13 protein-coding genes and 1 tRNA gene are annotated in these 14,316 nt (G+C 46.3%); 12 read left to right on the top strand and 2 right to left on the bottom strand.

Annotated features, from left to right (window positions below):
• Positions 1 to 6 precede the first annotated feature (6 nt).
• On the bottom strand, positions 7 to 741 hold the full coding sequence (locus C0638_RS16865) for a TraR/DksA C4-type zinc finger protein (protein ID WP_058711737.1): 735 nt from the start codon (positions 739 to 741) through the stop codon (positions 7 to 9).
• Between the two features lie 234 nt (positions 742 to 975).
• Between C0638_RS16865 and lspA the strand changes: the two genes are divergently transcribed.
• From lspA to C0638_RS25395, 12 genes are all read left to right on the top strand, one after another.
• Positions 976 to 1,467, top strand: coding sequence for a signal peptidase II (gene lspA, locus C0638_RS16870; RefSeq protein ID WP_013372070.1), 492 nt, complete (start codon positions 976 to 978; stop codon positions 1,465 to 1,467).
• Between the two features lies 1 nt (position 1,468).
• Entirely contained in the window at positions 1,469 to 2,440 is a 972-nt protein-coding gene (locus tag C0638_RS16875) for an RluA family pseudouridine synthase (protein WP_013372069.1), read from the top strand.
• Positions 2,441 to 2,943: 503 nt separating this feature from the next.
• The gene (pyrR, locus tag C0638_RS16880) at positions 2,944 to 3,504 is read left to right on the top strand and encodes a bifunctional pyr operon transcriptional regulator/uracil phosphoribosyltransferase PyrR (RefSeq protein ID WP_013372067.1); all 561 of its coding nucleotides are present in this window, start codon (positions 2,944 to 2,946) and stop codon (positions 3,502 to 3,504) included.
• A 2-nt stretch (positions 3,505 to 3,506) separates the two neighbouring features.
• Positions 3,507 to 4,421 carry an aspartate carbamoyltransferase catalytic subunit gene (locus tag C0638_RS16885; RefSeq protein ID WP_058711738.1) on the top strand — a complete coding sequence of 305 codons (915 nt, stop codon included), beginning with the start codon at positions 3,507 to 3,509 and terminating at the stop codon, positions 4,419 to 4,421.
• Between the two features lie 60 nt (positions 4,422 to 4,481).
• Entirely contained in the window at positions 4,482 to 5,804 is a 1,323-nt protein-coding gene (locus tag C0638_RS16890; protein ID WP_058711739.1) for a dihydroorotase, read from the top strand.
• Positions 5,805 to 5,866: 62 nt separating this feature from the next.
• A complete protein-coding gene (carA, locus tag C0638_RS16895) occupies positions 5,867 to 7,003 on the top strand; it encodes a glutamine-hydrolyzing carbamoyl-phosphate synthase small subunit (RefSeq protein WP_013372064.1) in 1,137 nt (378 codons plus the stop codon).
• A gap of 1 nt (position 7,004) precedes the next feature.
• The gene (gene carB / locus C0638_RS16900) at positions 7,005 to 10,220 is read left to right on the top strand and encodes a carbamoyl-phosphate synthase large subunit (protein WP_040103338.1); all 3,216 of its coding nucleotides are present in this window, start codon (positions 7,005 to 7,007) and stop codon (positions 10,218 to 10,220) included.
• 66 nt (positions 10,221 to 10,286) lie between these two features.
• Positions 10,287 to 11,081, top strand: coding sequence for an orotidine-5'-phosphate decarboxylase (pyrF, locus tag C0638_RS16905; RefSeq protein ID WP_025676461.1), 795 nt, complete (start codon positions 10,287 to 10,289; stop codon positions 11,079 to 11,081).
• Complete coding sequence (gene pyrE / locus C0638_RS16910; RefSeq protein ID WP_040103340.1) at positions 11,078 to 11,719, top strand: orotate phosphoribosyltransferase; 642 nt, start codon at positions 11,078 to 11,080, stop codon at positions 11,717 to 11,719. Before pyrF ends, pyrE begins: the two co-directional genes overlap by 4 nt.
• Positions 11,720 to 11,866: 147 nt before the next feature.
• Positions 11,867 to 12,031, top strand: a complete 165-nt coding sequence (locus C0638_RS25390; protein ID WP_010345444.1) for a hypothetical protein — start codon at positions 11,867 to 11,869, stop codon at positions 12,029 to 12,031.
• A 123-nt stretch (positions 12,032 to 12,154) separates the two neighbouring features.
• Positions 12,155 to 12,228: transfer RNA gene (locus C0638_RS16915), tRNA-Ile, on the top strand.
• Positions 12,229 to 12,621: 393 nt separating this feature from the next.
• The gene (locus C0638_RS25395; RefSeq protein WP_040103341.1) at positions 12,622 to 13,725 is read left to right on the top strand and encodes a fibronectin type III domain-containing protein; all 1,104 of its coding nucleotides are present in this window, start codon (positions 12,622 to 12,624) and stop codon (positions 13,723 to 13,725) included.
• A gap of 100 nt (positions 13,726 to 13,825) precedes the next feature.
• On the opposite strand, the gene C0638_RS16925 is transcribed toward C0638_RS25395, so the two are convergent.
• Entirely contained in the window at positions 13,826 to 14,158 is a 333-nt protein-coding gene (locus C0638_RS16925; protein ID WP_102163638.1) for a hypothetical protein, read from the bottom strand.
• Between the last annotated feature and the right edge of the window lie 158 nt (positions 14,159 to 14,316).

The following is a 14,316-nucleotide window of genomic DNA, read 5'->3' on the forward strand; positions in this document are numbered from 1 at the left end:
TAAAGCTTACGATTCGTCCTCGTGCAAATCTGGCTCCAGCAGACCTTCACCCTCGCCATCTTCTATATAACGCTGATAAATAGAACTACGGACAATGGATACATTTCTGCCATAAATGTCAGTAGCGACAAAGCTTTCATATGGCTCTACGAAGCCCATATTATCATCGTCGGCTTCGATTTCCATATCATCATAGCGATGGATTTCTCCACTTTCCGCCATGGCCGGAGTGTTAGAGGTCCCCCAATTTTCAACGATCTGCCAAGCATCTTCACCGTCAAAGCCGTTTTGTTCTTCACGCTCATCCAGGCTTGTTCTACCGAACGCGGGAGTGAGAAATTCTTCCTCCACCGGACGGTTGTTGGATACTTCTGTTTCAGGACTGTATTCTTTGCAATAAATGGTATAGGGAACAGCCAGCAGGCGTTCATAGGGAATGGGCTTACCGCTGGCGGCGCAAATGCCATAGGTCCCCTTGTCCATAGCCATCAAGGCTGATTTGATACGTTCCAATTGAAACTCGTCATGCTCCAGCAAGGAAATATCTTTAGCTCGCTCATAGGTTTCGGTAGCCAGATCGCCTGGATGGTTATCAATGGGAGAAAGCTCACCGGTTTGATCACGTTGAGAATCGCCGAGTCCATAATGGTCGTTGCTTTGCAACCGATGCTCAATTTCCTTTTTGCGTTCCAGCAGTTCGTTACGCAAGCCTTGTAATTGTTGCTCCGTCAATGGGGACATGGAATCCTCTCCTTGTTCTAGATTTACGTGCATGCGTTGTGTCAGGTATGCTCCTTGTAGTGTGCACCGGGAAGACCTCTTTTACATAGGAAATTCTAATCAAATGTGATCGAGTTCATTCCATTCAAGGACTGTGCTCGAAAGCCTGCAGGACTCGTGGACGATCTGAGAAGGCTTATGCTACAATAAATGGGTTCGACAACGGATATAAGCGGATCGGAGTGACGAAGGACTGTGATTTATTTTGGTATTGCGCTAATTATTTTTTTGATTGATCAGGGAGTCAAATATTTGGTGGCTACGCGGATGGAATTGTACGAGCAAATACCAGTCATCGGCAATTTCTTTTTAATTACCTCCCATCGTAATCGCGGAGCCGCTTTTGGGATTTTGGAAGGGCAACGCTGGCTTTTTATCGTGATCACAATTGTAGTAGTGATCGGTATCGTATGGTACCTAAGAAAAACAGTCAGAGCTGGGCAAAAACTACTTCCTGTTGCGCTAAGTTTGGTGCTTGGGGGAGCGGTTGGTAACTTTTTGGATCGGGCTATTTCTGGAGAAGTGGTTGATTTTGCACAGTTCAATTTTGGAAGCTACACATTCCCGATTTTTAATGTGGCAGATTCGGCAATTGTCATCGGTGTTGCACTGATTATTTTGGATACATTGCTGGAATCGCGTCGGGAAAAAGGGAATGGCAATGATAGCGTTGAAGGGAAGTCATAGCATGAACGAAGTGAATGAAAACGGCGAAGCCATAGGTCTGTCTTATGAGGACGAACTGGAGGGTGAATCTCTGGAATGGACGGCAGATTCAGGGAATGTCAAAACACGTATAGACAAATACATCGCCGAAGAAATGAAGGAAGTATCTCGTTCTCAAATTCAGCTGTGGATCGGGAATGGTCGCGTACTGGTGAACGGTACGGCGGTCAAAGCGAACTACAAGCTGGCTGAAGGAGATCATATTGTATTATCGGTACCTGAGCCAGAAAGTGTAGATATTATGCCGGAAAATATTCCGCTAGATGTTGTATACGAGGATTCGGACGTTATTGTCATTAACAAGCAACGTGGTCTAGTGGTGCATCCTGCACCAGGACACTCCTCGGGAACACTGGTCAACGCACTGATGTACCACTGCCATGACCTTTCCGGCATTAACGGGGAATTACGTCCCGGTATTGTTCACCGTATTGATAAGGATACATCAGGACTGCTGATGGCGGCTAAAAATGATCAGGCCCACGCATCACTTGCAGCACAGCTTAAGGATCATAGCGTGACTCGGAAATATATTGCATTGGTCCACGGTCATTTGAGCCACGATCAGGGAACCGTAGATGCTCCGATCGGTCGTGATTCAGGTGATCGTAAAATGTTCACGGTGACGGAACGCAACAGCAAGCATGCAGTTACCCATTTTCTCGTTATTGAACGGTTGGGGGATTATACCTTGCTTGAACTTCAATTGGAAACAGGGCGCACACATCAAATCCGTGTTCACATGAAATTCATTGGGCATCCATTGGTTGGCGATCCTATGTATGGACGCAGTAAAGGGGTTCGTATGGAGGGCCAAGCCCTGCATGCAGCGGTATTGGGATTTAAGCATCCAACCACGGGAGAATACTTGGAATTTAGCAGACCGATCCCTCCTGATATGGAGGATGTATTAACGTCCTTGCGTAGTCGCTAAAACAACGATGAACTGCTTTTCTATTCAAAAACTTGAATAAATCATTAATTTAGACCGCCTAAATGGCGGTTTTTTTATTGTGAGACAAGGAATGGGTAAAAACAACTATGGATAATTATACAGATATGGTGTATATTTATTAAAGTGCTTCCGGTGGTTCCGGTTGAACGGGTGTTGACACGAGATTTTCAATCTGTCATACTTCTTGTAGTTGCGATGAACTTTGTCCAAGAGATGGTTAGCCATCTCGCACTATAAGAAGCAGGACAAAGAAAATCCTGAATAGCACCTTTAAATCAGTCCCGTGAGGCTGGCAAGGTAACGTGAATGGATCACTGATCAGTGCATCCGCTGCGGCGGTATGTCTTCAGTGTGTCCGACAGATCGGAGAACAGTGGAAGACTGTTCATACGAGACTCCTTGCCAAACTTGGGCAAGGAGTCTTTTTTGTATCCGACACGGGACCAGGTCTGAAGGGAACATCACCTGAGGAGGCTGGAAGCATGAGTAATGAAACACATGTACTTATGGATGAAATTGCGATTCGTCGGGCATTAACGCGGATTGCACATGAAATTTTGGAGAAAAACAAGGGTATCGACGATTGCGTGCTAGTAGGTATTCGAACACGCGGAGTTCATCTGGCGCAGCGTTTGGCTGAAAAAATTGCTGAGATTGAAGGCGCACCGATTCCATGGGGAGAGCTGGATGTTACAGCCTACCGGGATGACCGGAGCAGCGTTGCCGAGGCTAAAGGAAATGGAAAAGAGCTTTTGATGAATCCTGCTGACGTATCGGTTCATGATAAGAAAGTCATTCTCTTTGACGATGTGCTGTACACAGGCCGCACCATTCGAGCGGCGATGGATGCATTGATGGACTGCGGACGACCGCAAATGATCCAGCTGGCTGTGCTAGCAGATCGCGGACACCGTGAGCTTCCGATTCGTCCGGATTACATCGGCAAGAACATCCCGACCTCCAAATCTGAGGAAATCGTAGTTGCACTTCAGGAGACGGACGGTAAGGACGAAGTGACGATCATTCAGAACCGGGGGGAATAGGTATGATCACAACAGCCAGTCAACTTAGAGAACGTAGCCTGCTCGGATTAAAAGAACTTAGCCGAAATGAAATTGAGTCGATTCTGGATCGTGCTCATTATTGGGAATCACAGCCGCAAAAGCTGATTCCAGTCCTACAGTCACGCTTCGCGGCCAACATGTTTTTTGAAAATAGTACACGCACACGCTTTTCTTTTGAAATGGCGGAGAAGCGGCTCGGCGCTCAGGTTTTGAACTTTTCCGCTGCGGCTTCCAGTGTGGAAAAAGGGGAGTCCATTTACGATACTGTACGTACGCTCGAATCCATGGGCATTGATGCTGGAGTCATCCGGTTAAAGCCAGCCGGAGTGCTGCAAGAGCTTGCTGAGAAGGTCAGTGTTCCGCTGGTTAATGCGGGAGACGGCAACAATGAGCATCCAACGCAGGCTTTGCTGGACCTCTACACCATGCGCAAAACTTTCGGTGAGCTTAAAGGCTTGAGAGTATCCATCATAGGAGACATTTTGCACAGCCGTGTAGCTCGCTCGAATCTGTGGGCCTTGCAAAAATTCGGAGCCAAGGTTAGCTTCTGTGCACCGGACAATATGCAGGCACCTGAGCTTGCAACGTACGCGCCTTATGTGCCAATGCAAGAAGCTTTGCAGGCAGACGTGGTCATGATGCTGCGAGTCCAGCTTGAACGGCATGCTGAAGGGATGTTGCGCTCTGCGGATGAGTACCGAGAGCAGTACGGCCTGACAGAAGAAAGAGCAGCGAGCCTTAAGTCCGGAACAATTATCATGCACCCGGCTCCAGTGAATCGGAATGTGGAGATCGACAGTGCAGTTGTGGAAAGCGAGCAATCACGAATTTTTCCGCAAATGGCCAACGGGGTTCCGATCCGCATGGCGGTTATGGAACGGGCAATGAAGCTGTAGCAGCTGTCAGTAGGATCGTAGGAAAAAGTTGCAAAAAACCTGAGCGGAGGAATATTTCAGATGAAACAATTAATTATGAATGCAAGCGTATTGAACGAGCAGGGCGAGACGGAATTAAAATCCATCCTAATCGCTGACGGAAAAATTTTGGCTATCGCAAATGCGGAAGCCGGAGTTAGCCTCATTATGGAAGAAGGGGCATCTGGACAAGAGCTCGAAGTCGAAAAAATCGACGCCCAGGGAAAGCTGGTCATCCCCGGTCTAATCGACATGCATGTGCATCTGAGAGAACCTGGCTTTGAATATAAAGAAACAATTGAAACAGGCAGCCGCGCTGCGGTGAAAGGTGGATTTACGACGATTGCCTGCATGCCAAACACACGTCCGGTGACAGACAATGTAGACACGGTTCAGTTGGTACTGAAAAAGGGGCAGGAAGCTGGGCTCGCCAAAGTACTTCCTTACGCAGCCATCACGAAAAACGAACTGGGACGTGAGCTGACAGATTTTGAAGCGCTCAAAGAAGCAGGTGCCATCGGCTTTACTGATGACGGAGTCGGAGTGCAGAGTGCACAAATGATGAAGGATGCCATGTCACGAGCTAAAGCGCTGAATATGCCAGTCATTGCACACTGTGAAGATAACACACTTGTTGTAGGAGCAGCGGTGACGGACGGTGAATTTGCCAAGCGTCACGGACTCAAAGGTATCCCCAATGAATCCGAGGCGATCCATGTTGGACGTGATATCCTGCTATCCGAGGCAACCGGGGCACATTATCATGTATGCCATGTCAGCACAGAGCAATCGGTACGATTGATTCGCCATGCCAAATCTTTTGGCATCAAGGTCACTGCAGAGGTATGCCCGCATCACTTGGTATTGTCCGATGAGGATATTCCTGGGCTGGATGCCAACTGGAAAATGAATCCTCCACTACGCTCCCCGCGTGATGTACAGGCATGCATCGAGGGGCTGGAGGACGGAACGATTGATATCATCGTAACGGACCATGCAGCACACAGCGAGGAAGAGAAGGCAAAAGGGATGGAGCTGGCGCCATTTGGAATCGTTGGATTTGAAACAGCCTTTCCGCTGCTGTACACCAAATTCGTAGCTACCGGGCAATGGACGCTGGACTTTCTGGTGCGCCGTATGACGGCTGACCCAGCGCGTGTCTTCCGCCTTGATACGGGACGTCTGGAAGAGGGATCACCCGCTGACCTGACCATGATTGATCTGGATCAGGAGCAGGCAGTTGATCCACAAACGTTTGCCAGCAAAGGACGCAACACTCCTTTTACAGGCTGGAAGCTCAAAGGCTGGCCGGTGAAAACTTGGGTAGACGGCAAACTGGTATGGTCTGCTGAAGAAGCAAAATAATACACAACTAATTAAAAAAATAGAACCTTATAGCAGGAAACAAAATAGAGGAGTGAGACGGGATGCAGGCAAGATTGTTACTTCAGGACGGCACGCTGTTTACAGGCACATCATTTGGTGCAGAAGGTGAAAAAACAGGCGAAGTCGTTTTCAACACAGGGATTACAGGCTATCAAGAGGTGCTGACGGATCCCTCTTATTGCGGACAAATCGTAACCATGACTTACCCGCTAATTGGAAATTACGGAATTACTCGTGATGATTTTGAATCAGTACGGCCTTATGTACACGGCTTTGCTGTTCGACATTACGAGCCGGCGCCAAGTAACTGGCGTGCTCAATACAGCGTGGGCGATTTGCTGAAGGAATATGGCATCATTGGTATTAGCGACATCGACACCCGCATGCTCACCCGGATTATTCGCCATCACGGCACAATGAAGGGCATTTTGACGACTGGTTCCCAGCCGTTGGAAGAACTAAAAGAAATGATGTCCGACATGACCATAGAAGAACTGCGTAATCAGGTTCCTTTGACTTCTACTCCTCATCCGTACAGCAGCCCTGGCAACGGAGAACGGATTGTATTGATTGACTATGGTGCTAAAAGCGGCATCCTGCGCGAACTGAATAAACGAGACTGTGATGTGGTTGTCGTTCCACATGATACGACGGCCGAGGAAATTCGCCGCTTGGATCCGGACGGTATTCAGCTGTCCAACGGTCCTGGAGATCCAAAAGACGTACCGCATGCTGTACGTACGGTGGCTGAATTGCTAGGGGAATACCCGATTTTCGGAATTTGCTTGGGACACCAGTTGTTCGCCTTGGCTTCGGGAGCAGATACGGAAAAGCTGAAATTCGGACATCGCGGTGGTAACCACCCGGTGAAAGAACTGGAGAGCGGACGCTGCTTCATCACATCACAAAATCATGGCTACACAGTGAATGAGGAATCGATCCAAGGAACAGAACTTGAAGTGACGCATATTAACAACAACGATAAAACGATTGAGGGTCTTAAACATACTAAGTATCCAGCGTTTTCGGTGCAATACCATCCAGAGGCTGCGCCTGGTCCTTACGATAATGGCTACCTGTTTGACCGCTTCCTGGAAATGATCCGTGAACACAAAAGAAATCAACCAAAGCAACCGCGTCAGGCTGCTATCGCCGCCGCAGTGAGAGGAGAGCGCTAATATGCCGAAAAATACAGAACTTAAAAAAATACTCGTGATCGGTTCCGGTCCTATCGTCATTGGTCAGGCAGCAGAATTCGATTACGCTGGTACACAAGCTTGTCAAGCGCTCAAAGAAGAAGGCGTCGAGGTAGTACTGATCAACAGTAACCCGGCAACCATCATGACAGACACCAATATGGCAGATAAAGTATACATCGAGCCGATTACACTTGATTTTGTAACACAGATTATCCGCCAGGAGCGTCCGGATGGTCTCCTTCCTACGCTGGGAGGACAGACAGGTTTAAATATGGCAGTGGAACTGGCTCGCGCTGGAGTGTTGGAACGCGAAAATGTTAAACTGCTGGGAACTCAACTGAATTCAATTGAAAAAGCTGAAGATCGGGACTTGTTCCGCGACTTGATGCGTGAGTTGGAACAGCCAGTACCGGAGAGCGTAATTGTAACAACACTGGAAGAGTCATTGGAATTTGCTAACGAAATCGGTTACCCCATTATCGTTCGTCCGGCTTATACGCTGGGAGGTACAGGCGGTGGGATTTGCGCCACAGAAGAAGAATTACGTGAAACAGTCAGCTCTGGCTTGCGCTACAGTCCAATCGGGCAATGCTTAGTGGAAAAAAGTATCGCAGGTATGAAGGAAGTCGAGTATGAAGTTATGCGTGACGGCAATGACAACTGCATCGTGGTCTGCAATATGGAAAACTTTGATCCGGTCGGCGTGCATACTGGGGACAGTATCGTCGTAGCGCCAAGTCAAACGCTGTCAGATCGCGAGTATCAGATGCTGCGCTCTGCTTCTCTGAAAATTATCCGCGCCCTCAATATCGAAGGCGGCTGTAATGTACAGTTTGCGCTGGATCCGCACAGCTATCAATACTACGTGATTGAGGTCAACCCACGGGTGAGTCGTTCCTCGGCACTGGCTTCCAAGGCGACAGGATATCCGATTGCCAAAATGGCGGCCAAAATTGCACTAGGCTACACACTGGATGAAATTGTGAATCCAGTAACGGGACAAACGTATGCTTGCTTTGAGCCGACATTGGATTACATCGTGAGTAAAATACCACGCTGGCCATTTGACAAGTTCATTTCTGCCAACCGCAAGCTTGGCACACAAATGAAAGCAACCGGTGAAGTCATGGCCATCGGACGTACATTTGAAGAATCTATCCATAAAGCGGTCCGTTCTCTGGAAATTGGGGTACATCGCCTGCATCTAAAGGGCGCCGATCAACTATCTGATGAGGTACTCAAAGAGCGTCTGGCTAAAGCAGATGATGAGCGCTTGTTCCTGGTAGCCGAGGCATTCCGTCGTGGCTGGAAACAACAAGACATTCAGGATGTAACCAAAATTGATTGGTGGTTCCTCGATAAGGTAGAAGGAATTGTTAAGTTCGAATCCATTATCGCTGGAGAGTCTGAGCTGTCCTCGGAAACACTTTATCAGGCCAAACGAAAAGGTTTTACCGACCGCTCCATTGCCGAGATTCGCAGTATGGGTCAACAGAAGAGTGTGACAACCGAGTCTGAGGTTCGTGAATTCCGTCTAAATCAAAACCTGCGTCCTGTCTACAAAATGGTAGATACGTGCGCAGCCGAGTTTGAAGCCACAACTCCGTACTACTACTCCTCTTATGAGGTAGAAAACGAAGTGATTCCATCCAACAAAGAGAAAGTTATCGTACTCGGCTCAGGACCTATTCGGATCGGTCAAGGGATTGAATTTGACTACTCCACCGTGCACGCGGTATGGGCTATCCAAAAAGCAGGTTACGAAGCGGTAATTATCAATAACAATCCGGAGACCGTCTCTACAGACTTCAACACGTCGGACCGTCTCTACTTTGAGCCACTTTTCTTCGAAGATGTAATGAATGTCATTGAGCAGGAAAAACCGATTGGTGTCATCGTCCAGTTCGGCGGTCAAACGGCGATTAACCTTGCAGCTCCACTTAGTGCGGCAGGCGTTAATATTCTGGGTACGAGTCTGGAAAGTATCGATGAAGCAGAAGACCGGAAAAAGTTCGAACAGCTGCTGTCTCGCCTTGCTATCGCCCAGCCTAAAGGCAACACGGTCACGTCGGTAGATGAAGCGGTAGGAACTGCCCAAGCATTGGGGTATCCGGTTCTGGTACGTCCATCCTACGTCCTGGGCGGGCGTGCTATGGAAATTGTGTACTCAGATACGGAATTGCTGCGGTACATGGAAGAAGCGGTTAAAATCAATCCGGAACATCCTGTGCTCATCGACCGTTATATGTTGGGCAAAGAAGTTGAGGTTGACGCCATCTGTGACGGTGAAACGGTACTGGTACCAGGGATTATGGAACATGTGGAACGGGCAGGGGTTCACTCAGGTGACTCGATCGCAGTATATCCGCCACAACACTTGTCTGACGAGCTGAAGAAAAAAGTCGTGGACATTACGATCAGCATCGCCAAGGAATTGAAAACGATTGGTCTGGTAAACATTCAGTTCGTCATTCATCAAGATGAAGTCTATGTCATCGAGGTTAACCCTCGTTCCTCACGGACAGTTCCTTTCCTGAGTAAAGTAACGAATATTCCGATGGCAAATCTGGCGACACAGGCCATTTTGGGCGGTAAGCTCAAAGATGCAGGCTATACAGATGGACTATGGCCTGAAAGTAATTATGTCTCGGTTAAGGTTCCTGTATTCTCCTTTGCCAAGCTGCGTCGTGTAGAGCCGACACTGGGGCCTGAAATGAAATCTACAGGTGAAGTTATGGGACGCGATATCCAGTACGCCAAAGCATTATACAAAGGACTCGTAGGTGCAGGTATGAAAATTCCATCTACTGGGGCGATCATCATCACAGTGGCGGATAAGGATAAAGAAGAAGCTGTCGAGCTGATGCAGGGCTTTTACAGATTAGGCTACAAAATTATTGCTACAGGTGGAACGGCATCAGCTTTAGAACAGGCCAACATTCCAGTGAACACTGTTAACAAGCTAAGTGAGGGCAATCCGAATATTCTGGATATGATCCGCACAGGTGAAGCCAACTTCGTCTTCAACACGCTAACCAAAGGCAAAACACCAGAGCGTGACGGATTCCGCATCCGCCGTGAAGCAGTTGAGAACGGTATTGTCTGCATGACCTCGCTGGATACAGTGCGCGCTCTGTTAAAAATGCTGGAGACGATTAACTTCACATCAGAATCGATGCCAGTTCTTAGCAACTAACAAGTTATGAATAGATGAGAAAAATAAGTGGTAATGGGAAGGACATTCATCAGCTTTTGCTGACGGATGTCCTTTATCACGGGCAAATATACCCGAATTGATGTGAGAAGGGGTGGTAGAACGGTGAACGAAGCATTTCAGCAGATGGCAGGACGGCTGATGGTTGCGCTAGATTACCCGGATGCACAACAGGCAGAGCAGTTAATTCGGCAGCTGGAGGGAATTCCTTGTTATATAAAAGTGGGTATGCAGCTGTTTTATAGCGCAGGACCAGCTTTTGTAGAACAATTAAAATCAAGAGGATACTCCGTATTTCTGGATTTGAAAATGCATGATATCCCTAACACGGTACGGGGAGGGGCAGAGAGCATTACCCGTCTAGGGGTGGATATGTTTAACGTACACGCTGCTGGAGGCCGCAGTATGATGTCGGCAGCCAGAGCCGGGGCCGAAGCAGCGATTTCCGCAGACAGCTCACTTACCATGCCGTTAATTATTGCAGTCACACAGCTGACCAGTACGGATCAGACGACCATGAATACGGAGTTAGGCATTCCTGGCACAGTACAGGATGCTGTTGTTCGTTATGCACAATTGACGCGTGAGGCTGGATTGGACGGTGTGGTCGCATCTCCATTAGAAGTGCCTGCGATTCGTGCGGTATGCGGATCTGACTTTAAAACCATAACCCCTGGCATACGCCCCGCTGGCAGCGCTACAGGTGATCAGTCGCGTGTCCTAACACCTGGACAAGCCATTGCCCAGGGCAGCAGCTACATTGTCGTTGGACGGCCGATCACGGCAGCATCAGACCCACGCGCCGCAGCGAAACATATTATTGAGGAGATGATACAAGTATGACTACACTAAACAATATACCAGAGCAAATTGCATCCCATCTGTTACGCATTCAGGCAGTAGCACTGCGTCCACAGCAGCCTTTTACATGGACATCAGGCATTAAATCCCCTATCTACTGTGACAATCGCCTGACCATGTCCTACCCGGAGGTGCGTGAACTAATCGCAGACTCTTTTGCAGCTCTCATCCGAGAACAATACCCTGAAACTGAGGTTATTGCCGGCACAGCCACAGCAGGGATTCCTCATGCCGCCTGGGTGGCGCAAAAGCTAAATCTGCCAATGGCTTATGTTAGAGACAAAGCTAAAGGACATGGGAAAGAGAATCAAATCGAAGGCCGTATCAGCGCCGGACAAAAGGTTATGGTTATCGAAGACCTCATCTCTACCGGGGGAAGCTCCATTAAAGCAGCACAGGCAGTAGAGCAAGCAGGCGCTCAGCCGTTAGCTGTACTGGCTATTTTCAGCTACCAGCTGGACAAAGCCACTCAAGCTTTTGAAGAAGCAGGAGTGAAGCTGCAGACCTTGTCCAATTACACCGCCTTGATGGAGGTTGCCTTGCGTGAAGGAACCATTCAGGAGGAAGAGATGGAACTGCTACGTTCCTGGCGTCAGGACCCGGCTTCCTTCGGCAAATAAGGCTGAGTAATAGAGACAACGGAGCTAATAAGTAGTGCGTCACAGACTCATTGCGATTCAGTCCAGACTGTTAGAAATCAAGCTGTGTAAATCGAATTCGATCCGGTTACACTAACTCCTACTATCATGTGAAAAGAGGGAGTTCGGATGTATTGGGTTTACTACGGCAGACTGTACACGACTAAATTTCAGGCAGGATGTTTGGCAAAAAGGCTGGAGCATGACGGATGGATGTACGGCTACAATGATCCCCGCGCAGTGGAGGTGTACCGCTCGCGCAAAGGTCGTTATGGTGTCCGATTTATTCCATAGGTTTACAAAAATAATTTTTAAAAAGAAAATTTCTAAAAACTATTGACGAAACACAAGAAAATGTTGTATATTAATTAACGTTGCTGTTACGAATATGTAACGTGAATATACATGTTTTTTTGAGGGCCCTTAGCTCAGTTGGTTAGAGCGGTCGGCTCATAACCGATTGGTCGGGGGTTCGAGTCCCTCAGGGCCCATTTCCTCAAAAACCCTTGCTAAGCAAGGGTTTTTTTGTTGTCTTTTTTTCTGTACTATAAGAGAATGGAGAGTATTGCTTAAACTTAATTGCTTACCTTTTGGTCATGATGCTTTCTTTATTCGGATTCTGACATTTTAAATAGATAAGTACTCTAAAAATTTACACTTTTCTTTAATTGGACCTAGACCTTATGTAACTTCGTTCTAGCTTATGTAGGTTATTAAAACTGTTTCCTATCTTACTGAGTCTTATCGTTATTAGTATCCAATAAAAAATATTTATTCTAAAATATAGATAATATTTATAAGTTAGTAAGTTTATGTTTAGATAATTTTTGAAGAATATGTTACCTTAGTGTCTGTACAAGAGATAGATTACTGGGGGAATATTTATGAAAAACAATCTCATTAAGAAAACTTTTATATTGTTCAGCGCATCATTGTTTTTACTAATCGTATTTTCAAATTTAAGAACGTATGCAGCAGCATCAGTTGGGCAGGCATTACCTACTCCAGAGAGTGGGTGGCAACGATATGAAGAGCTTGCACCTGGTTTCATCTTTGAAGGAAATGGATGGCAAACGCCAACTGCGGGGAGCTATTCTGGAGGAAGTGAAAAGTTTACACTTAATTCATCTCTACATACTGTTAAATTTCAATTTTGGGGTACGGATCTAAGATTAATTAGTTATAGAGGCGGAGATAGACAGACATCTATTCAAGTAAATATTGATGGTGTGAATTATAGTTACTCAGCAAATGGTCAAGCACAAGTGACTACCCTTTTATTTGAAAAAAGGAACTTAGAAAATAAATTACATTCCGTAGAAGTAAGTGCAAGCAACTCAAACGTTTATAATCTGTTCGAATTTGATGCTTTAGATATCAACGAGACTGGATATTTAGTAAATCCTAAAATCAGTGCTCCTTCAAATCTATCTGCAAAGGCAGGGGACGCCAAGGTAGATTTAAGCTGGACAGCAAGCCCCGATAAAACAGAATATACTATAAAACGAAGCACTACTTCTGCAGGACCGTATGATACAATTGCTTCCAACGTCAAAACTCCATCGTATTCTGATACATCTGTGGTCAATGGAACAACATACTATTACGTAGTTACAGCAGTAAGTAATAATGGCGAAAGTGAATTTTCTAAAGAGGTTTCAGCTACTCCACAAGGAGAAAAGCAAACAGATTCCAATAGCGAAAATCCATCTCAACCTAATCCTGAACCGTCTGAGCCAGCTCAACCGACAGGTGATCGAGCAATTCTTGTAGTAACTATGACAAATGGCTTTGAGAAGGAATTTGATTTAAGTATGAAAGAAGTTAACAACTTTATAGCGTGGTATGATGCAAAAGATGCCGGCCGTGGTCAATCATATTATAAAATCGATAAACACAATAACAACAAAGGTCCATTCAGCAGTCGGAAGGATTATGTAATGTTTGATAAGATTCTCACATTTGAAGTAAGTGAATACTCTAAATAAATTAATCCCCTGCAATAATGGCAGGGGATTTTTCAGAAAATGCAATGATATTCTTGCTAATCATTGACCAAGTGTGCCAAGACCTTTGTCAGCTAAATAGTTAGTTTACCTTAACGGTATACACCATTCTCAATTTACCGTTACCGGCGTAAATCTCAACTCTTGCATTCGTTGCAGTGGTGGTAGTTACCACGCCGGAAGCGGAAACGGTGATATTTCCGCTCGCCACTTTATAAGTATCCCCTGGGTAATTTGACAGCGCATAGGAATAATTACGTGGCAACGTAGCCGTTCTGTAGTATACTCCATTAACTTCTACAATAGGTGTAATTACTGGAGAAGGGCCTACTGATGCGGACGCACTAGGAACGATAATACTTCCAAGGAGTCCCAAAGACATAGCTGTTGATAATAATATTTTCTTAGTATTCATTAAAAAATCCTCCTTATGTATGATATGAGCTCCTAAAATATACCATGTAAAATTGTTGATTTCACTTCATTCGACAAATGTTGTCAAAACAATACAATGAAATGATCCTAAAGTCCTATTAGATACAAAATAATTAAAATATAACAATTAAAGAAATT

It is taken from the genome of Paenibacillus sp. lzh-N1 (assembly GCF_002872435.1).
Lineage (GTDB): Bacteria > Bacillota > Bacilli > Paenibacillales > Paenibacillaceae > Paenibacillus > Paenibacillus polymyxa_C.